Source organism: Oerskovia rustica, from assembly GCF_014836555.1.
GTDB classification, from domain to species: domain Bacteria; phylum Actinomycetota; class Actinomycetes; order Actinomycetales; family Cellulomonadaceae; genus Oerskovia; species Oerskovia rustica.
On sequence record NZ_JACSQQ010000007.1, the window covers coordinates 130,318 to 148,559 of the forward strand.

Here is an 18,242-nt window from a genome sequence, read left to right on the forward strand (position 1 = left end):
GGCGGGCTGCGACGCCCCGATGTCAGACCCTCACGGCAGACTCCGGGGCGTGTACTCGGTCCCGCTCCGCACGTCGTCCGCCGACCCTGGCGTCGTCGACGTCGAGGACCTCGACCCCCACGGCGGTCGGCTGCACCCCGCCTCGCGCCGCACGACCTGGCCGGGTGCCGCCCTCGAGCAGCCCGTCCCCCCGGACCCGAGCCCCGCGGTGGCCACGGCCACCCCCGGCGCACCGCAGGTCGCGACGCCCACGACCCGCTGGGTGCTCGACGACACCAACCTCTGGTACCCGGCCGCCCTCGCAGGGGGCCTGCGCGTCGAGCGCGCGCACGACCTGCGCCTGACCCGGGCCATCCTGCGGCGATCGGTCCTCACGACGGGCACGCGCCTGGCGCAGGGGCCGCGCGACGCCTGGGACGACATGCACCCGGTCCCCACGGCCCCCGTCCCGGGCATCGAACGCCCGGACGCGCTCTTCGACCTCGGCGACCGGCGGGCCGTCACCCCACCCGACCCCGTGGGGGAGCTGCGCCGACAGCTCGAGGCGGTCGCGACGTCGTCGGGCCCGGGGCGGCTGCGGCTGCTGATCGCCGCCGAGTCCGCGGGCGCACTCGTGGCCGCCGAGATGAGCCACGCCGGACTGCCCTGGCGCGAGGACCTCCACGACGCGATGCTCACCGGCATCCTGGGCGCGCGGCCGCCGCTCGGGCTGAGGCCCGCGCGGCTCGAGGCCCTCGCCGAGCGCGTGCGGTCGGCGCTCGACGCGCCTGCGCTCAACCCTGACTCGGCCCCCGAGCTCCTCAAGGCCCTCGAGTACGCGGGCGTCGGCGTGAAGTCGACCCGCAAGTGGGACCTCGAACGCGTCGACCACCCCGTCGTCGCGCCGCTTCTCGAGTACAAGAAGCTCAGCCGCCTCCTGACCGCCAACGGCTGGAACTGGCTCGACACGTGGGTGCGGGACGGCCGCTTCCGGCCCGAGTACGTCGTCGGGGGAGTCGTGACCGGGCGCTGGGCCGCGAACGGCGGGGGAGCGCTCCAGCTCCCGCACCAGGTCCGCTCCGCCGTGGTCGCGGACCCCGGGTGGAAGCTCGTCGTCGCCGACGCCGCACAGCTCGAGCCCCGCGTGCTCGCAGGGCTCTCGGGCGACCTCGTCATGGCCGAGGCGGGGCGCGGGGGTGACATGTACCAGGGCATCGTCGACACGGGTGCGGTCGAGACGCGTGCCCAGGCCAAGATCGGCATGCTCGGCGCCATGTACGGCGGGACGACGGGCGAGAGCGGGCGCATGCTCCCACGGCTCGCGAAGGCGTTCCCACGCGCGCTCGACCTCGTCGAGCAGGCCGCACGGGCGGGCGAGCGCGGAGAGATCGTCACCACGCGCCTCGGCCGGAGCTCGCCCCCGCCCGGATCAGGCTGGGACGAGACGCAGGGCAGCGCGTACGACGAGTCCGCGTCGAGCGACGCACAGTCCCGCGCCCGCAGCCAGACCCGTGCCTGGGGCCGGTTCACCCGGAACTTCGTGGTGCAGGGGACGGCCGCCGAGTGGGCGCTGTGCTGGATGGCGTCGCTGCGCGGGCGCCTCGCCGCGATGCCCCGGGCGGCGACGCCCGGGCTGGCCCCCGTCCCTTTCACCGAGCAGCCGCACATGGTCTTCTTCCTGCACGACGAGATCATCGTGCACGCTCCCGCCGAGCTCGCCGAGCAGGTCGCGGGCGAGATCCGGGCCGCGGGCACCGAGGCCGGGAAGCTCCTCTTCGGCGACTTCCCGGTCGACTTCCCGCTCACGGTCGCGATCGTCGACGACTACTCGCAGGCGAAGTAGCGCGGTCGGTCACGCGTCCCGTGGCTCGCCGCGGTAGGTCCCCACCGACCAGAGGTTTCCCTCGGGGTCCGCCAGCACCAGCTCACGACTGCCGTAGTCGGTCTCGTGCAGCGGAGCGACGACCGCGCCGACGTGCTCCGCCCGGTCCGCGATCTCCTCGATCCCGGTCCCGCTGCCGGCTCGCCGGCGACCACATACCCGCCGAACGTGCCCGGCGGACGCGACCACTCGCCGTCGGGCTTGAACGAGCCCAGCATGATGCCGCCGCCCGGCGGCCAGTCGAGCTGCGCGTGCGCGACGCCTCCGTCACTCGTCATGACGGTGTTGCATCGGAAGCCCACCACGTCGACGAGGAAGTCGATCAGCCCGGACGCGTCCTGCGCCTGGAGGGTGGGCCAGACCTGTGCCTGGGGAGTCGTGTGCGTGTCCATGACCTCAGCCTGCGCGCGGTGCACCGCCCCCGGCTTGGATGTTTGCGCGCTCCTCGGCGAGCCACGCCGTCGGGCTCACGCCCGCGAACGCATGGAAGTCGCGCACCAGGTGGGAGTGGTCGGCGTAGCCGGTGCGGGCCGCGACGTCCGCGAGGTTCGGCCCCGACGGCGCCAGGGACCTCGCGCGCACCGCGTACCGAGCGGCGTCGAAACGGGCCAGGCGACAGGCCGCGCCCGGACTCAGACCGAGCTCGGCCGAGAAGAGCGACGTGAGCTGGCGAGGGCTGAGCCAGACGTGCGCGGCGACGTCGGGCACGGTCACCCTGCCGTTGCTGCGGAGGATGTGGCGCCAGGCTTCGGCGACCTCGACCCGGACCCGTCCGAGGCCAGGCCTGCGGCCCTCGGCCTGGCGTCGCAACGCCTCGGCGACGAGCGTGAGTCGCTCGTCCCACGACGTCGCCTCGCCGACCCGCTCCCGCAGGTCGCGCGAGAGAGGGCCGAGCACGTCGTCGGCGTCGGTCACCATGCCCAGCTCGCCGGGTGGGACGCCGAGCAGCTCGCGGCTCGCGAGCGGGTCGAGCGCGAGCTGGACGCCCTCCTGGTGCGCGGGCTGATGGATGTACGCGGGGGACGTGTGCAGACCCCCGACGAGCGACGCGTACCGGTGCAGGGGCGCGTCCCCGGGCCCCGTCGCCGTGGGTACAGGGCCGTCGAGGCTGATGACGACGGTCAGCCACGGTGACGGCAGCCCGCGGTGCACCGAGGGGGAGCCCGTGATCTCGTAGCCCAGGACCGAGCCGACCGCAGACTCCAGCGGTCCGGTCGGGAAGGCGCGCACGTAGTGCTGTCCCATGTCTCCACGGTAGGTCGCGGGAGTCGCTCGGCGCGCGTCGTCGCCGGCCCGCGGCGGATAGCCTGGTCCCGTGACCGCACACCCCACGCTCGCCGACGTCGTCCGGACCCTCGAGGCGCTCTACCCGCCGTCGACCGCGGAGGGGTGGGACGCCGTCGGGCTGGTCACCGGGGACCCTGCCCAGCCCGTGCGCAAGGTCCTCTTCGCGGTCGACCCCGTCGCGACCGTCGCCGACGAGGCGATCGAGTGGGGCGCCGACCTGATCGTGACCCACCACCCGCTCTTCCTGCGGCCCGTGCACTCGATCGCCGCGACGACGTTCAAGGGCTCGCTCGTGCACCGCCTCGTGCGGGCCGGGATCGGGCTGTACGTCGCGCACACCAACGCCGACGCCGCGCCGCGCGGTGTCGCCGACGCGCTCGCGGACGCGATCGGCCTCGTGGACCGGTCGCCCCTCGTCCCGTCCGCACCCGACGGCGCCGCGCACCTCGCGGATACCGGCATCGGCCGCGTGGGCCGCCTCGAGGACCCGACGACGTTGCGCGCCTTCGCCGAGCGCGTCGCCGCCGCGCTGCCCGCGACCGAGCAGGGAGTACGTGTCGCAGGCGACCTGGAGGCGACCGTGAGCACCGTGGCCGTCGTCGGCGGCTCGGGAGACTCGCTGTTCGACGCCGTCCGCAGCGCGGGTGCTGACGTCTACGTCACCGCGGACCTGCGCCACCACCCCGCCTCCGAGCTGCGCGAGCGCGCCGAGTTCGAGGGCGGCACCGCGGGAGGTCCGTTCCTCGTGGACGTCGCACACTTCGCGAGCGAGTGGCCCTGGCTGCACTACGCGGCCGCCGACCTGACCGGACGGCTCGCAGATACGGGTACGGTGGATACCCGCGTGAGCGTCCGCCGGACCGACCCCTGGACCGCCCGGATCGGCTCCGCGCACCGCGCCTGACACGGCGCCCCACAACTGCATCGAAAGGAACGCACCCTGTGAGCACTGCACCCCCCGAGGACCAGCGACGACTGCTGGAGGTCCAGGCACTCGACACCCGCCTGCAGCAGCTCACGCACAAGCGCGCCTCCCTGCCCTCGATCGCCCGCATCGCGGAGCTCGACGCGCAGATCTCCGACCTCAGCACCTCCCTCGTCGCGTCCCGCACCGCCGTGAGCGACCTCAAGCGAGAGCTCACCAAGGCCGAGGGTGACGTCGAGCAGGTCCGCAACCGTGCGGCACGCGACCAGACCCGCCTCGACTCCGGCCAGGTCGGCGCCAAGGACGCCCAGGCGCTCGTCGGCGAGCTCGAGTCGCTGTCCCGCCGCCAGGAGGTCCTCGAGGAGATCGAGCTCGGTGTCATGGAGCGCCTCGAAGCCCACGAGGAGGCCCTCGCCAAGCTCGACGCCGCCAACGACGAGCTCGTCGCCGCCAAGCGCAAGGTCGAGGCCGAGCGCGACGCCCAGCTCGCCGAGATCGACGCCGAGGTCGAGTCCGTGACCGCCGCACGCGCCAAGGCCGTCGACGGGATCGACGCCGGGCTCGTCACCCTCTACGACCGCCTGCGCAACCAGCTCGGAGGCCTGGGCGCCGCCGTGCTCAACGGCCGCCGTTGCGAAGGCTGCCGCCTCGAGCTCAACCCGTCCGACGTCGCAGCGATCAAGGCCAAGGGGCCCGAGCAGGTCGCGCGCTGCGAGGAGTGCTCGCGCATCCTGGTGCGGCTCGACGCCTGACGTCGTCCTTTCCTGGCCCGAGGCCCTGCTCCCGACCGTTCGGGGGTGGGGCCTCGGTGGTTTCCGGGGCGGGGTCGGTGCCGAGAACGAGGTTGAGGTCGTCTGGGGGTCGTTGGCGGCCACAAGGTCGTGCTCGACGGCGCGGAAGGTCGTGGTCGGGGTTTCCCGTTCCAGGGGTCCTGGTGCTGCGCGGGCGGTGGGTCGATGGGTGGTGCGGTGGCTGCGGGATGCCGTCGTGGCGTCGAGGCGCCGAGTGTGCAGTTTGGGCGGTCGGGATGGGGGTATGGACGACCCGAACTGCACACTCGGCGATCGTGATCGTGATCGTGATCGTGGACGTGGACGTGGACGTGGACGTGTCCGGTCTCGGGTCCGTGGGTCCTTGGCGCCGAGGATGCGGTGGTGTCGGTTGTCGGGGGGATCAGGACGCCAACCGCATGGTCGTGCGGCGGAACCGCATGTTCGGCTCGCACCGGCCGCTCGCCGCTGTGGGATGCGGGTGTCGGGTATGGGCGGGGGATGTTGGTGGTTGTCCACAGCCTGGGACGAGGGGTTCCGGTGGGGTGGTTTGACCCGTTAGGTTCCTGGGGAGGTAGGGGGCGGTGTGGCCCTGTGCCGGGTACCTACCGAGGGGGCAGGGATGGGTTCGCAGGGGTCGGTCGGGCGGGGTGCCGCACGGTGCGTCGGTTGGGAGAGGCCGGGAAGCAGTCCTGTCTCTGGTTCAGGTGCACGACGGCGTAAGGGTGCGCTGGTGCTGATGGCGTGCGCGGTGCTCGTGGGTGTGGTGGTGGGGTGTTCGCCGACGGAGCCGGTGGTCGAGTCTCCGTCGCCGGTGGTGAGCGAGGAACCGAGCCCGACGCCTGTTCCGACTCCGACGCCGACGGGCCCGGTCAAGCCTGAGCGGCCGGCTGACATGGACCGCACCGATGAGGTCGGAGCCGCTGCGGCGGCGACGTACTTCCTGGAGCTGTATCCGTACGTCAAGGGGACCGGCGATCTTGAGGAGTGGAACGCCCTTTCGTTTCCGGAGGAATGCGAGTTCTGCGTGAATCTCGCGAAGTCAGCAACTGACCTGAGGTCCACTGGCCAGACCTTCGTGGGTGGGGAAGTTGAGGCCGAGGTGTCCAGGGCCTATGAGTTCGACACGCTCTACGGCGCCTACCCGCTGGATGTCGCTGTTCGGCAGGCGGAACTTCAGATCCTGGCCAACGACGGCAACGTGGTAAGCGCCGAGCCGGAGACTTCGACCACCCTGCGAGTTGTGGTCATCCACGACGGGACGGCATGGCGCTTGATGGATGTTGGAGAGGCGAGCGCCTCGTGAAGTACGCCCTGGTTTTCGGTGCCATGATCGCGTTGTCTGGTGTGGCGGCTTCTACGGAGGCTGATCCAACGCCTCCGCGTGGCGGCGGCATAGCCGGTGAAGCGAAGGGAAGCGTCATCGACGTCAAGGCAATCGACGTCTCGGCCGACGGGTCGGTGCATCGGCCGCGGAATGCGGATGGGTCGCCGGCGTCGGTCGAGTTTCGGCGGATGCCCGCGTCGATCTGTTTCACGCAGGACTTCCCCACGACCAAGGGGCAGGTGGGGGCGTGCGGGCCGGGGGAGCGCGAGGGGGCACTGGTCGTGGCGTGTGAGGCAGAGCAGGTGGCGTTGGACCCGATCTTCAAGCAGACCTGGGTCAACAACCCGGACGGCACGATCAGCGATCTGTCCCGGTGGGAGCTGCAGAACCCGGCCAGTCCCGGCGACTGTCTGGCCGCCGTTGACCTGGCGCCCCTGGCCGAGGCCGAGTTCCAGCGTCTGACGATTACCCCGTCTCCCGTGACGATCCAACCGCCCGACGGGTGGACCCTGGTCAACGTCGACACGATCACCTACACCAGCCCCGCGCCCCAGACGTTCACGACCACTCTGCTGGGCATCCCCGTCACGATCGAGGCGACCCCGGACACCTTCACCTGGGACTACGACGACGGCACGACCCCCATGACCACCACGGACCCGGGCCGGGCATACCCGCACCACACCGTCGCGCACGTCTACGAGGAAGAGGCGGTCGCGACCATCACCTTGGCCACGACCTGGCAGGGCCGCTTCCAGATCACCGGCACTGCCACGTGGACCCCCATCACCGGCACCGCCACGACCACCACCGCCGCCCCACCCCTGACCATCCACGAAGCCCGGGCCCGCCTCGTCACCGAACCCCTCGACTGAAGATGCTGCCCGTTGTCGCCCGGTCGCACCCACGAGCGACAACGAGCAGCATCTCGGTGCCAGCCAGCGACCAGCCAGCCAGCGTCCCAGCCGCCGCAGGGAGCGCCATGAACGCCGTCGGTTCGACGCCGGCAGCCCGCGCGAGGAACACTGAGGCGACCGCGCGGTGCGGGCCCCGGCCCTGATCTGGGACGCAACGGGGATCCGGAGAGCGACGTTCGCTCGGGACGGACGACCGGGCAGACCGGACGACCGGGCAGATCGGACGACCGGGCAGATCGGACGACCGGGCAGACCGAACGACCGGGCACACCGATCGAGCGGATCGACAGGACGATGGCAGACGTGGAGGACGAGGCATGGGTAGGACGTTGATCGTCGAGGCCGACGGTGGATCGCGCGGCAACCCCGGACCTGCGGGCTACGGCGCACTCGTGCGCGACGCCGCGACGGGGACGGTGTTGGCCGAACGCGCTCGGTACCTCGGCGTCGTGTCGAACAACGTCGCCGAGTACTCGGGGCTCGTCGCGGGGCTCGAGGCCGCGCGGTCGATCGACCCCGAGGCGCGCGTGCTCGTCCGCATGGACTCCAAGCTCGTCGTCGAGCAGATGTCGGGGCGCTGGAAGATCAAGCACGAGGACATGCGCCGGCTCGCGGCCGAGGCGGCGCAGGTGCTGCCGCCGTCACAGGTCACCTACGAGTGGGTGCCGCGTGCCGACAACTCCGCGGCCGACGCCCTCGCGAACCAGGTCATGGACTCGCGCGGCGAGATCGCCCACGACCACTGGGCGGCCGACACCACACCTGTGACCGACCAGGGGCAGGCGGACACGGACCCGGCAGCCGACGAGCCGGCCGACCCGAGCGGTGCGCCCGGCGCCGACGCCGCCGGCCCTGGTTTCGACACACCCACGCGCCCCTCGGGGGCCCGCGCCCGGTTCGACGGTGCCGAGCCGTTGACCGTCGTCCTGGTCCGGCACGGCCAGACGCCGCTGACCGTCGCGGGCGCGTACTCGGGCTCGTCGGTCCCTGGCCCGTCGCTCACGGCGCGGGGTCGGGTGCAGGCCGCCCAGGCGGCCGACCTGGTCTACCGCATCGGCCGGGACCGCTGGACCGACGTGCCGAGGCCGACCGAGATCGTCGCGTCGCCCATGGTCCGTGCGCAGGAGACCGCGCGGGCCGTGAGCCGCCGTCTGGGTCTGCACGTCGCGACCGACGAGCGCTTCGCGGAGGTCCACTTCGGCGAGTGGGAGGGGCTGACGGCCGACCAGATCGCCGAGCGCTGGGACGGGCATCCCGAGCAGTGGCTCGTCTCGGGCACCGAGGCCGCCCCGGGCGGTGAGTCGATGGCCGACGTCGGCGACCGCGTCTGGGCCGGGCTGCAGGACCTTCTCGCGCAGGGCACCGGCCGGACCGTCGTCGTGGTGGGTCATGCGGTGCAGGTGCGTGCCGCCGTCGGGCGGGCCATCGAGGCGCCGCCCTCGCGCTGGGCTGGCTTTCGCGTGCCGCCGGGGTCGGTGAGCATCGTGCGGTTGTGGGCCGACGGGGCGACCGAGCTGACCGTCGTCGGGTGCCCGAGCGAGCCCTGATCCCGCCGTTCACCAGTGCCCGCTCGGCGCCGAGAACGACCTTGAGGCCGCCAGGAGGTCCCAGACGACCTCCACCTCGTTCTCGACCGCCGGGCTTCGAGAGAACGTCAGGAGACGACGAGCTCCAGCGTCGACGCACCGCGTGCCCCGGGCAGCAGCGTCGCGTCGAGCAGCGCGGTCCCGACGAGCTCGTACGCGGCCTTGAGCAGCTCCTCGGCCGTGTGCACGGGTTCGGCGCGAGTCAGCAGGTGTCCGGTGAGGACGCCGCGCGTGTGCTTGGCGTTGTGCGACACGACGCTGCGCTTGCCGTCGAGCTCGCGGAGCACGCGCACCGCGACGTGCTCGGCCCCGGCGGGCACCTTCCACGCGGCCGCGTAGGGCGCCGAGCGGCAGTCGATCACGACGTCACCGGTCGCCCGCACGTCCAGGGCTGCGGCGAGGTGGGGCCGCCACGACGGGGCGAGCGCCCCGAGCGGCGGGAGCTGGGTGCCCATCGACAGCCGGTAGGCGGGGATGGGGTCGGCGGGGGAGACCGCGCCCCACAGCGCCGACACGATCCGTACCGAGTCCTCGGCCCGGGCCGCAGCGGCCGGCGGCAGGTCGGCCAGGCCGGCGGCGGCGTACAGCACCCCGCTGTAGATCTCCGCGGCGGGAGCCGTCGGTGCCGTGGCCAGCGACACGTTGCGCGCCACCTCGTCGGCGAGCCCGCTGCTGACACCCAGGACGTCGAGCGCATCTCGTCGCCTGCTCGCGGCGACGAGCGCCTTGAGCACGGCCTTGCGGTGTCGGGTGAGCGACGGCGAGCTGAGGGACGCGAGGTCGAGGGGAGCGCCGTCGTCGGGCACGGACTTTCCCTCGGAGGGCGGCAGGAGCAGAAGCACACCGCCACTCTAGGACGGTGCGGCGGCCGTCCCGCCCGTCGCCCGCGTGGCGATGGTCACCCGTGGCACACCCCCGGCTGCGGCACTAGGTTGTGCCGCATGGTCCAGGTCAAGATCTACGGCACCCGCACGGTCTGGGAGATGAAGCGCGAGGACATCTCCGACGCGATCCACCGGGCGGTCGTCGGCGCCTGGGGGCTGCCCGAGGACAAGCGGTTCCACCGCTTCCTCCTCATGGAGGACGGCGACCTGGTCGCGCCGCAGCGCAGCGACGCGTACCTCGTGATCGAGGTCGTGTGCTTCACGGGCCGCTCGCGCGAGGCCAAGCGGGCGCTCATCGCCGCGATGTTCGACGACGTCGCACCCTTCCTGGGGCTGGCGGCCGACGACCTCGAGGTCGTCATCCTGGAGAGCCCGCCCGAGAGCTGGGGCATCCGCGGCAGGAGCGGCGACGAGCTCGCGCTGGGCTACCGTGTGGACGTGTAGGCTGCGGGAGCGGATGAGTCGGTCAGACGGCCGCGTCGGCGCCCTCGTGGCGTCGCCGAGGAACGTCCGGGCTCCACAGGGCAAGGTGGTGGGTAACGCCCACCCGGGGTGACCCGCGGGACAGTGCCACAGAGAACAGACCGCCTCCCACGACTCCGGTCGTGGGCGGTAAGGGTGAAACGGTGGTGTAAGAGACCACCAGCGGGCCAGGTGACTGGTCCGGCTAGGTAAACCCCACCTGGAGCAAGGTCAGACAGACTGTGTTGGAGGGCGGCCCGCCCGATTCTCTGGTGAGAAGCACAGTCGGGTAGACCGCTGGAGGCGTGCGGCAACGTACGTCGTAGATGGATGGCCGTCACCCGCGCGGGGGCAACCGCGCGCGGGGACAGAACCCGGCGTACCGACCGACTCATCCGCCCTGTCGTCCGTCCCGTCCCCTGCGTAGGCTGGCGGGATGAGGATCGTCGAGTGCTTGGCCCCCCTCGTGGGGCAGTGGCAGGGCGTCCACCGGCAGCGCCTCCTCCCGACCGACGAGTTCGTCGCGTCGGCCGCGACCGCGTCGGTCACGGTCACCGCGGGCGAGTTCGTGTCCCTCGCCTACACGTGGTCCGACGGCGACGCGCCCCAGGAGGGGCTCCTCCTTCTGAGCGGGGGCTCGGGCGAGGAGGGGGTGTCGGCGGTGTGGCTCGACTCGTGGCACTCGTCGCCCGCGTGGATGCTCTTCGACGGGACGGTGGGGGACGACGGTGTCGTGCGGCTCACCGGGAGCTACGCGGCACCGGAGGGCCCCGACTGGGGCTGGCAGATCTTCGTCGCACCGGTCGAGGGCGGCGGCGGGCGCATGACGATGCTCAACCTGGTGCCGGGCGAGGCCGCGTACGAGGCGGTCGAGGCCGTCTACGACCACCGGGTCTGAATGCCGCGACCGACTACTCGCCGCCCGCCTGCGCCCGCCGCATCAGCCCGAGCGGCAGCGCGACCCACAGCAGCGCGAACAGCACGAGCGCGCTGACCGCCGCGATCACCGCGGCCGTCCACCCGACGACGACGTCGAAGATCAGCAGCACCGTGCCCGTGACGACGAGGGCGAGGACCACGAGCCCTACTCGCGCCAACCGGTCGGCCGACGTCACGAGCCGCGCCTTGAGGTGCTTGCGGAACAGCATGCGGTGCAGCGACACGGGCGCCACGAGCAGCCCGGTCGCGATGACGGAGAGCACCACGAGGCACAGGTAGACGTTGCGCTGCGCGGTGTCGAGCTCCCCGAACCGCTGCTGGAAGGGCAGGGTCAGCAGGAAGCCGGTGAGGATCTGCACGCCCATCTGTGTGACGCGCAGCTCCTGGAGGAGCTCGGCCCAGTTCCGGTCGGCCCTCTCGTCGGCGCTCTCGTCCCGCGAGTCGTCGATCGGTCCGTCCTGCGCGCCGTCGGGCTGCCGGTTGCCGGCCCCGTCGCCCGACGAGCTCGATCCCGCGGGGCCGCCGGCGTCGGCGCCCTTGTTCATCCGGCCGCCCCGCTCAGTGGTTCCGCAGCGCGGAGATGAGCTCGCCCTTGCGCATGGTCGAGCGGCCCTCGATGCCGACCTCGCGGGCGCGCTGCCGCAGGTCGGCGACGCTCCACTCCTCGTAGGCCGGCGACGAGCCGCCCTTGGCCCCGACCTCGCTCCGGGACGAGGCCGCGGCCGCGTTCGCGATCCGCGCCGACTTCTCCTTCGAGTTCCCCTCGTCGCGCAGCGACTCGTACAGCTCCTTGTCCTTGACGGACGGGCCGGGGTCTCGCCTGGGCATGGTGACCACCTCTCGGGTCGTGTCTCGGTAGGTGGTCCGACCGTACGACGGCGTCGCGCCACTCGCGCGAGAAAGTGCACCCAGGTGGTGCAGACCCGGTCGAAGCACCACGAGCACGAGGAGGATTCGCCCTAAAATGCACCTGATGGCCGCCCCAGGTAAAGCAATCCCCAGAATGCTGTCATGCGGGCGCCTGTTGGGGGTACCCTTGCTCTGTTGGCGGCACTGCAGGCGTCGGGTGCCGAGAACGCGACGAGCGGGGGCTCACGTCATGACTGCGAGCAGGACGACGACGACAGGCGGGATCACGCTCTTCGAGCTGCCCGACACGAGCGTGGTGGACATGTGGGGCGAGATCGACGTCGCCCTTCGTAGCGAGGCGAGTGCGGCCCTGGCGAATGCCCTGGACCGCGACGTCCCCGTGGTGATCGACACCTCGAAGGTGACGTTCATGGACTCGACCGGGATCGCGTTCCTGGTGCAGTTCTACACGATCGGCAGCGAGGAAGGGCTCCAGGTGAGCCTGCGCAACCCGCCGACCGTCGTGACCGACGTCCTGGAGATGCTGGGCGTGATCGACATCTTCCCGTCGCTGCCGCACCACCAGATCGAGCATCCGGTCGAGGACAGGCATCCCAGCGCGGTCTGAGCCCGGACGACCGGTCGGCCTGGCCCGCCGCGGCGGGCCAGGCCGAGCCCGGCCCGCGCGCGACGACGACTACGCGAGCCCGGCCCCTTCGGCGGCCAGCGCCGCGGCTCCGACGATCCCGGCTGCGTTGCGCAGCTTCGCGGGGATGATCGGTGCCTTGAGGTCGAGCAGCGGCAGGAAGTTCTCGTGGTGCTTGGAGATGCCCCCACCGACCACGATGAGGTCGGGAGAGAACAGCATCTCGACGACGTCGAAGTAGCGCTGGAGCCGCGCGGCCCACTCCTCCCACGAGAGGTCCTCACGGCTGCGCGCCGACTCCGCGGCCCGGGACTCGGCGTCGAACCCGTCGATCTCGAGGTGACCCAGCTCGGTGTTGGGCACGAGGACCCCGTCGACGACGAGCGCGCTGCCGATGCCCGTCCCGAGCGTCGCGAGCAGCACGGTGCCGCGTGCGTCCTTCGCGGCGCCGTAACGGACCTCGCCGATCCCGGCGGCGTCGGCGTCGTTGACGGCGACGACGTGCCGCCCGGTCTCCTTCTTGATCAGCGCCGGCAGGTCGACGCCCTTCCACGACTTGTCGAGGTTCGCGATGAACCCGATCACGCCGTGGCGGATGGGCCCGGGGAACGCGACCCCGATGGGGACGTCGTGGGGCAGGTCGTACTCGTCGACGAGCTCGGCGATGACCGTGGCGACGGCCTCGGGGGTCGAGGGCTGCGGCGTCGGGATGCGGTGGCGCTCCTGGGCGAACTCGCCCGTCGAGAGGTCGACCGGCGCGCCCTTGATGCCGCTGCCGCCGACGTCGATCCCGAACGCGAGGCCGTGGTGGTGGTGTGAGTGCTTGCTCATGGCAGGGTCAGGATCTCCGCTCCGTCTTCGGTGACGACCAGGGTGTGCTCGAACTGGGCGGTCAGTGACCGGTCCGCGGTGACTACGGTCCACCCGTCGTCCCACATCTGCCACTCGGGGCCGCCCAGCGTCAGCATGGGTTCGATGGTGAAGACCATCCCTGGTTCGATGATGGTGTCGTGGTCGGGGGCCGCGTCGTAGTGCGGGATCACGAGGCCCGAGTGGAAGGCCTCCCCGACGCCGTGACCGGTGTACTCGCGCACCACGCCGTACCCGTGGCGGTGCGCGTACTTCTCGACGACGCGGCCCAGGACGTTGACCTCGCGCCCGGGGCGCACGGCCTTGATGGCGCGGTCGAGGGACTCGCGCGTGCGCTGGACGAGCAGCGCGGCCTCCTCGCTGATCTCGCCGACCGCAAAGGTCGCGTTGTTGTCGCCGTGGACACCGCCGACGTAGGCGGTGATGTCGACGTTGACGATGTCGCCCTCGACCATCTCGGTCGAGTCGGGGATCCCGTGGCACACGACCTCGTTGAGGGACGTGCACAACGACTTGGGAAACCCGCGGTAGCCGAGCGTCGACGGGTAGGCGCCGTGGTCGAGGAGGAACTCGTGCCCGATCCGGTCGAGCTCGTCGGTGGTCACCCCGGGGGCGACGTGCATCCCGACCTCGGCGAGGGCCTGGGCGGCGATGCGGCTCGCGACGCGGATCCGCTCGATCGTCTCGGGGTCCACGACGTCGTCGCCCGTGAAGGGCTGCGGGCCGGGCCGCCCGACGTACTCGGGCCGCGCGATCGAGCGCGGCACGGCGCGTGGCGGTGAGACCGTCCCGGGGACCAGAGGTCCGCGCGGGGCGGTCAGGACGGGTGAACCGGGCATCCTGCCAGTCTACGGAGGTGAGCGCCGCCGAGACGTCCATCGGCCCCGCGCGCGTCCGCCGTCGCGCGCGGGGACGCGTCGGTACGGCAGGATCGACCCATGACGAAGGAACGATTCTCCGACGACGGTGACCCGGCCACCGAGGACCAGTACTACTTCGACACGCGCACGGGCGAGGTGTCGAGGGGCCCGCAGTCGACGTGGTCGTCGCGCATGGGTCCGTACCCGACGCGTGAGGCGGCGGCCAAGGCGCTCGAGCTCGCTCGTGCCCGCTCCGAGGCGTGGGACGAGGAGGAGCGCGAGCGCGAGCAGGACCGGTGACTCCTCCCACCGGGCGGGCCGGGCGGTGGGTCGCGGTCCTCGCGGTCCTGCTGGCGGGCCTGACGGTGGGCTGGTTGTCGTGGCTCGCGTTCGGCAGCGGCGATGCCCGCCTGGGCTCCTCGGCGAGCCCGACGGCGGCGCTCACCCCGGGTGCGCCCGGCAGGTCGTCGCCGCCCGACCCCGCGGTGCCCGGGGGACCCTCGGCCGCGTCGACGGCACCAGGCGGCACCCCGCTCGCCGGCCTCACGGTCGCGCTCGACCCGGGGCACAACGGTGCCAACGCGACCGCCCCGCGCCAGGTCGGGGCTCCGGTCCCGGACGGGCGGGGTGGGACCAAGGCGTGCAACACGGCGGGGACGTCGACCGACGACGGCTACCCGGAGCACGCGTTCGCGTGGGACGTCGCGGCACGCACGGCCGCCTCGCTCGAGGCGCTGGGGGCTCGCGTCGTGCTGACGCGGCCCGACGACGAGGGCGTGGGCCCGTGCGTCGACGTGCGCGGGGCGTTCGCCCAGGAGGCGGGGGCGGACGTCCTGGTGTCGGTGCACGCCAACGGCACGGAGGACCGGTCGGTCCGGGGGTTCTTCGTGATCGTCGCGGACCCGCCGCCCGTGGTCGAGCAGGACCCCGCGGCGCGGGAGGCGAACGCCGCCGAGAGCGACGCCCTGGCCGGTGACATGGTCGAGGCGTTGGTCGCCGCGGGCTTCGCGCCCTCGCCGCTCTTCCCGGACGGGGTCTCGCGGCGTGCAGACCTCGCGACGCTCAACCTCGCGGAGCGTCCCGCGGTGCTGCTCGAGCTGGGAGAGATGCGCAACGCCGAGGAGGCGGCGGTCATGACGAGCGACGAGGGGCGTCAGCGGTACGCGGACGCGGTCGCCGCGGGACTCGTCGCGTGGGTCGCGGGCGCGGCCCGGTAGCGCGAGCGCCTCGCGACCGGTGCCCGACGACGCCACGCGCCCGGGGGCCCCAGGGCACCCGGGCGCGCGCCGCCGTCGGGGCGGGGGCGCGCTACTTCTCGAAGCTGTGCGCGGCGTCCGGGAACGTCCCGCCCTTGACCTCGGCCGCGTAGTCCTGCGCGGCCCGGCCCAGGGCCTCGCCGATCTCGGCGAAGCGCTTGGCGAAGCGCGGCGACCACTCGGTCATGCCCGCGAGGTCGGTCCAGACGAGGACCTGGCCGTCACAGTCAGGGCCGGCGCCGATGCCGATGGTCGGGATGCGCACGATCTCGGTGACGCGTGCGGCGACCTCGACCGGGACCATCTCCAGGACGAGGGCCACTGCCCCGGCGTCCGTGACCGCGAGGGCGTCCTCGCACAGGATCTCCGCGGCCTCGTCCCCGCGGCCCTGCACGCGCGGCCCGCCCAGGATGTTCTCCGACTGGGGCGTGAAGCCCAGGTGCGCGACGACGGGGATGCCCGCGTCGGTCAGCGCACGGATCTGGGCGGCCGAGCGGCGCCCGCCCTCGAGCTTGACCGCGTGCGCGCCGGTCTCCTTCATGATGCGCACGCCGGTCGCGAGGGCTTGCTCGGGCCCGGCCTCGTACGACCCGAACGGCAGGTCGACGATCACGAGGGCACGACGGGCGGCCCGGGCGACGCCGCGCGCGGCCGGGATCATGTCGTCGACCGTGACGGGCAGCGTGGTCTGGTGACCGTGCATCGTGTTCCCGATCGAGTCCCCGACGAGGAGCATGTCGATGCCCGCCTCGTCGAAGATGCGGGCGGTCACCGCGTCGTACGCGGTGAGCATGGTCAGCTTCTCGTGCCGCGCCTTGGCCTCCGCGAGGTGGTGGACGCGGAAGCGCTTGACGGGCGTGGCCGGGGTCTGGCCGGGCTGGGTGTGTGCGGACATGCTCTCGTCTCTCCAGGTCGTGCGGCCCGTCGGTGGTCGGTGGGCCGGTCGTTCGGGAAGCGGGTGGGTGGCGTGCGGCGGGAGCGCGGGCACGCCGGTCGGAGCTACTCGACCGGCTCGCGCCAGCGCGACGTGACGGGCAGGCGCCGGTCGCGGCCGAAGGCCAGCGACGTGACCTTGGGGCCGAGCGGGTACTGGCGTCGCTTCCACTCGGCGCGGTCGACGAGCGTCACGACCTTGTCGACGACCTCCGGGTCGAACCCGCGCGCGAGCAGCTCGGCGCGCCCCTCGGCGTGCTCGATGTACGCGTCGAGGACCTCGTCGAGCAGGTCGTAGGGCGGCAGGGAGTCCTGGTCGGTCTGGCCGGGGCGCAGCTCGGCCGAGGGCGGCTTGGTGATCGAGGACTCGGGGATCGGGGGGATCTCGCCCGCGTCGAGGGCGGCGTTGTTGCGCCAGCGGGCGAGGGCCCACACGCGCGACTTGTCGACGTCCTTGAGCGGGGCGTACCCGCCGATGCTGCCCGCGTCGTAGATGGTCGCGTACCCGACGGCGAGCTCGGACTTGTTGCCCGGCGCGATGACGAGGTGGCCCTCGCGGTTGGAGATCCCCATGAGGACCACGCCGCGCACGCGCGCCTGGAGGTTCTCCTCGGCGACGCCCTCGAGCGCGAGCTCGCCCTGGAAGGCGTCCACCATGGGGGCGATGGGCTGCACGCGGTAGTCGGCGCCGAGCCGCTTGGCGAGGTCGGCGGCGTCGTCCTTGCTGTGCTCCGAGGAGTACGTCGAGGGCATCGAGACGCCCACGACGTTCTGCCCGCCGATCGCGTCGGCCGCGATCGTCGCGGACAGCGCCGAGTCGATCCCGCCCGACAGCCCCAGGACGATCGACCGGAAGCCGTTCTTGCGCACGTACCCGGCCAGGCCCGCGACGCACGCCCGGTACACCTCCTCGTCGGGGTGCAGCGGGGCGGCGACGCGGCCCGTCGGGTAGGTGGTCGCCACGGCGTCGCCGGCCGCGGACGAGGTCCGCTCGGGCAGGTCCCAGACCAGCAGGTCCTCGACGAACTGCGGCGCCGAGGTGAGCACCGCCCCGTCGGGCCCGACGACGAACGAGCCCCCGTCGAACACCAGGTCGTCCTGGCCGCCGACCATGTTGACGTACGCGACCGGGGCGGCCGTCTCGCGCGCCCTGCGCGCGGCGAGGTCGGTGCGGACGTGCCCCTTGCCCTCCTCGTAGGGCGAGCCGTTGAGCACGAGGAGCAGGTCGATCCCGTGCCCCGCCTCGTCGAGCGCGCCGAGCGTCGCGACGGGGCCGCCGTCCTGCCAGATGTCCTCGCAGATCACGATGCCCACCGAGCGGCCCGCGATCTCCAGGACGAGGGGCTCGGTGCCGGGCGCGAAGATGCGGAACTCGTCGAACACGCCGTAGTTCGGCAGGTGGTGCTTGTCGTAGGACGCGACGACCTTCCCGTGCTGGATCGCGACCGCACGGTTGGTCGGGAGGTCGGCGGGAGACCCCGACGCAGCACGCTCGGCGGCGCCCGCACCGCGCGGGAGCGCGGTCTCGGAGGTGCCCACGGTGCCCAGGACGACCGTCACGTGACCGAGGCCCTCGCGCTCGAGCTGCGCGGCGACGTCGGCCGCCGCGTCCCAGGCCGCGCGGCGGAACGAGGCCCGCAGCGCGAGGTCCTCGATGGGGTAACCAGTGAGTGTCATCTCGGGGAAGGCCACGAGGTCGGCGCCCTCGCCGGCCGCACGCCTGGTCCACTCGAGGATCGCCGCCGTGTTCTGGTCGATCGCTCCCACGCACGTGTCGATCTGTGCGAGGGCGATCCGCAGGTCTGCCATGCCCGCCAGCCTATGCGAACCCGCCGGTCAGGTGCCCACCCGCCCCCGACCGACGCCTCGT

Annotated in this window: 19 protein-coding genes and 1 other RNA gene; 12 read left to right on the forward strand and 8 right to left on the reverse strand. The window is 72.6% G+C overall.

Annotation, left to right across the window (positions count from 1 at the left end; all coding sequences use genetic code 11):
• Window positions 1–208 precede the first annotated feature (208 nt).
• Window positions 209–1,822 carry a bifunctional 3'-5' exonuclease/DNA polymerase gene (locus H9652_RS05995; RefSeq protein ID WP_404822002.1) on the forward strand — a complete coding sequence of 538 codons (1,614 nt, stop codon included), beginning with the start codon at window positions 209–211 and terminating at the stop codon, window positions 1,820–1,822.
• A 435-nt stretch (window positions 1,823–2,257) separates the two neighbouring features.
• On the opposite strand, the gene H9652_RS06000 is transcribed toward H9652_RS05995, so the two are convergent.
• On the reverse strand, window positions 2,258–3,106 hold the full coding sequence (locus tag H9652_RS06000) for a helix-turn-helix domain-containing protein (protein WP_191795435.1): 849 nt from the start codon (window positions 3,104–3,106) through the stop codon (window positions 2,258–2,260).
• A 70-nt stretch (window positions 3,107–3,176) separates the two neighbouring features.
• Here H9652_RS06000 and H9652_RS06005 point away from each other — a divergent pair, with 70 nt between their 5' ends.
• From H9652_RS06005 to H9652_RS06025, 5 genes are all read left to right on the forward strand, one after another.
• The gene (locus tag H9652_RS06005) at window positions 3,177–4,052 is read left to right on the forward strand and encodes a Nif3-like dinuclear metal center hexameric protein (protein ID WP_191795436.1); all 876 of its coding nucleotides are present in this window, start codon (window positions 3,177–3,179) and stop codon (window positions 4,050–4,052) included.
• A gap of 38 nt (window positions 4,053–4,090) precedes the next feature.
• Complete coding sequence (locus H9652_RS06010) at window positions 4,091–4,825, forward strand: zinc ribbon domain-containing protein (protein ID WP_191795437.1); 735 nt, start codon at window positions 4,091–4,093, stop codon at window positions 4,823–4,825.
• A 757-nt stretch (window positions 4,826–5,582) separates the two neighbouring features.
• Window positions 5,583–6,149 carry a DUF6318 family protein gene (locus H9652_RS06015; protein ID WP_225227827.1) on the forward strand — a complete coding sequence of 189 codons (567 nt, stop codon included), beginning with the start codon at window positions 5,583–5,585 and terminating at the stop codon, window positions 6,147–6,149.
• Window positions 6,146–7,045 carry a hypothetical protein gene (locus H9652_RS06020; protein ID WP_191795439.1) on the forward strand — a complete coding sequence of 300 codons (900 nt, stop codon included), beginning with the start codon at window positions 6,146–6,148 and terminating at the stop codon, window positions 7,043–7,045. Before H9652_RS06015 ends, H9652_RS06020 begins: the two co-directional genes overlap by 4 nt.
• A 359-nt stretch (window positions 7,046–7,404) precedes the next feature.
• The gene (locus H9652_RS06025) at window positions 7,405–8,634 is read left to right on the forward strand and encodes a bifunctional RNase H/acid phosphatase (protein WP_191795440.1); all 1,230 of its coding nucleotides are present in this window, start codon (window positions 7,405–7,407) and stop codon (window positions 8,632–8,634) included.
• Window positions 8,635–8,741: 107 nt separating this feature from the next.
• On the opposite strand, the gene H9652_RS06030 is transcribed toward H9652_RS06025, so the two are convergent.
• Entirely contained in the window at window positions 8,742–9,515 is a 774-nt protein-coding gene (locus H9652_RS06030) for a YaaA family protein (RefSeq protein ID WP_191795441.1), read from the reverse strand.
• Window positions 9,516–9,614: 99 nt separating this feature from the next.
• Here H9652_RS06030 and H9652_RS06035 point away from each other — a divergent pair, with 99 nt between their 5' ends.
• From H9652_RS06035 to H9652_RS06045, 3 genes are all read left to right on the forward strand, one after another.
• Window positions 9,615–10,001 (forward strand): tautomerase family protein, encoded by a 387-nt coding sequence (locus H9652_RS06035; RefSeq protein ID WP_191795442.1) that lies wholly within the window; start codon window positions 9,615–9,617, stop codon window positions 9,999–10,001.
• 14 nt (window positions 10,002–10,015) lie between these two features.
• An RNA gene (gene rnpB / locus H9652_RS06040) (RNase P RNA component class A) lies at window positions 10,016–10,417 on the forward strand.
• A 38-nt stretch (window positions 10,418–10,455) separates the two neighbouring features.
• On the forward strand, window positions 10,456–10,917 hold the full coding sequence (locus H9652_RS06045; RefSeq protein ID WP_191795443.1) for a DUF1579 family protein: 462 nt from the start codon (window positions 10,456–10,458) through the stop codon (window positions 10,915–10,917).
• Between the two features lie 13 nt (window positions 10,918–10,930).
• Here H9652_RS06045 and H9652_RS06050 read toward each other — a convergent pair whose 3' ends face one another.
• Complete coding sequence (locus H9652_RS06050; protein WP_225227793.1) at window positions 10,931–11,503, reverse strand: DUF6328 family protein; 573 nt, start codon at window positions 11,501–11,503, stop codon at window positions 10,931–10,933.
• Between the two features lie 13 nt (window positions 11,504–11,516).
• Window positions 11,517–11,786: a DUF7218 family protein gene (locus H9652_RS06055; RefSeq protein WP_191795444.1), complete on the reverse strand. Its 270-nt coding sequence runs from the start codon at window positions 11,784–11,786 to the stop codon at window positions 11,517–11,519.
• Between the two features lie 271 nt (window positions 11,787–12,057).
• On the opposite strand from H9652_RS06055, the gene H9652_RS06060 reads away from it, so the two are divergent.
• Window positions 12,058–12,435 (forward strand): STAS domain-containing protein, encoded by a 378-nt coding sequence (locus tag H9652_RS06060; protein WP_191795445.1) that lies wholly within the window; start codon window positions 12,058–12,060, stop codon window positions 12,433–12,435.
• Window positions 12,436–12,504: 69 nt separating this feature from the next.
• On the opposite strand, the gene ppgK is transcribed toward H9652_RS06060, so the two are convergent.
• Together ppgK and map are read right to left on the reverse strand one after the other, a co-directional pair.
• Window positions 12,505–13,284, reverse strand: a complete 780-nt coding sequence (gene ppgK, locus H9652_RS06065) for a polyphosphate--glucose phosphotransferase (RefSeq protein WP_138824164.1) — start codon at window positions 13,282–13,284, stop codon at window positions 12,505–12,507.
• Window positions 13,281–14,162 (reverse strand): type I methionyl aminopeptidase, encoded by an 882-nt coding sequence (gene map / locus H9652_RS06070; protein ID WP_191795446.1) that lies wholly within the window; start codon window positions 14,160–14,162, stop codon window positions 13,281–13,283. The genes ppgK and map overlap by 4 nt, the downstream gene beginning before the upstream one ends.
• Window positions 14,163–14,261: 99 nt before the next feature.
• On the opposite strand from map, the gene H9652_RS06075 reads away from it, so the two are divergent.
• Window positions 14,262–14,483 (forward strand): SPOR domain-containing protein, encoded by a 222-nt coding sequence (locus H9652_RS06075; protein ID WP_191795447.1) that lies wholly within the window; start codon window positions 14,262–14,264, stop codon window positions 14,481–14,483.
• Window positions 14,480–15,400, forward strand: coding sequence for an N-acetylmuramoyl-L-alanine amidase (locus H9652_RS06080; RefSeq protein ID WP_318244005.1), 921 nt, complete (start codon window positions 14,480–14,482; stop codon window positions 15,398–15,400). The genes H9652_RS06075 and H9652_RS06080 overlap by 4 nt, the downstream gene beginning before the upstream one ends.
• A gap of 91 nt (window positions 15,401–15,491) precedes the next feature.
• On the opposite strand, the gene panB is transcribed toward H9652_RS06080, so the two are convergent.
• Both panB and H9652_RS06090 read right to left on the reverse strand, forming a co-directional pair.
• Complete coding sequence (panB, locus tag H9652_RS06085) at window positions 15,492–16,334, reverse strand: 3-methyl-2-oxobutanoate hydroxymethyltransferase (RefSeq protein WP_138824168.1); 843 nt, start codon at window positions 16,332–16,334, stop codon at window positions 15,492–15,494.
• Window positions 16,335–16,438: 104 nt separating this feature from the next.
• Window positions 16,439–18,181: an NAD+ synthase gene (locus H9652_RS06090; protein WP_191795448.1), complete on the reverse strand. Its 1,743-nt coding sequence runs from the start codon at window positions 18,179–18,181 to the stop codon at window positions 16,439–16,441.
• Between the last annotated feature and the right edge of the window lie 61 nt (window positions 18,182–18,242).

What these genes read in the sequence shown, in the direction of transcription:
- H9652_RS06000 (WP_191795435.1), bottom strand. Translation starts at nt 3,106, where the DNA reads ATGGGACAGCACTACGTGCGCGCCTTCCCGACCGGACCGCTGGAGTCT.
- H9652_RS06015 (WP_225227827.1), top strand. Translation starts at nt 5,583, where the DNA reads ATGGCGTGCGCGGTGCTCGTGGGTGTGGTGGTGGGGTGTTCGCCGACG.
- H9652_RS06025 (WP_191795440.1), top strand. Translation starts at nt 7,405, where the DNA reads ATGGGTAGGACGTTGATCGTCGAGGCCGACGGTGGATCGCGCGGCAAC.
- H9652_RS06035 (WP_191795442.1), top strand. Translation starts at nt 9,615, where the DNA reads ATGGTCCAGGTCAAGATCTACGGCACCCGCACGGTCTGGGAGATGAAG.
- H9652_RS06045 (WP_191795443.1), top strand. Translation starts at nt 10,456, where the DNA reads ATGAGGATCGTCGAGTGCTTGGCCCCCCTCGTGGGGCAGTGGCAGGGC.
- H9652_RS06050 (WP_225227793.1), bottom strand. Translation starts at nt 11,503, where the DNA reads ATGAACAAGGGCGCCGACGCCGGCGGCCCCGCGGGATCGAGCTCGTCG.
- H9652_RS06055 (WP_191795444.1), bottom strand. Translation starts at nt 11,786, where the DNA reads ATGCCCAGGCGAGACCCCGGCCCGTCCGTCAAGGACAAGGAGCTGTAC.
- H9652_RS06060 (WP_191795445.1), top strand. Translation starts at nt 12,058, where the DNA reads ATGACTGCGAGCAGGACGACGACGACAGGCGGGATCACGCTCTTCGAG.
- ppgK (WP_138824164.1), bottom strand. Translation starts at nt 13,284, where the DNA reads ATGAGCAAGCACTCACACCACCACCACGGCCTCGCGTTCGGGATCGAC.
- map (WP_191795446.1), bottom strand. Translation starts at nt 14,162, where the DNA reads ATGCCCGGTTCACCCGTCCTGACCGCCCCGCGCGGACCTCTGGTCCCC.
- H9652_RS06075 (WP_191795447.1), top strand. Translation starts at nt 14,262, where the DNA reads ATGACGAAGGAACGATTCTCCGACGACGGTGACCCGGCCACCGAGGAC.
- panB (WP_138824168.1), bottom strand. Translation starts at nt 16,334, where the DNA reads ATGTCCGCACACACCCAGCCCGGCCAGACCCCGGCCACGCCCGTCAAG.
- H9652_RS06090 (WP_191795448.1), bottom strand. Translation starts at nt 18,181, where the DNA reads ATGGCAGACCTGCGGATCGCCCTCGCACAGATCGACACGTGCGTGGGA.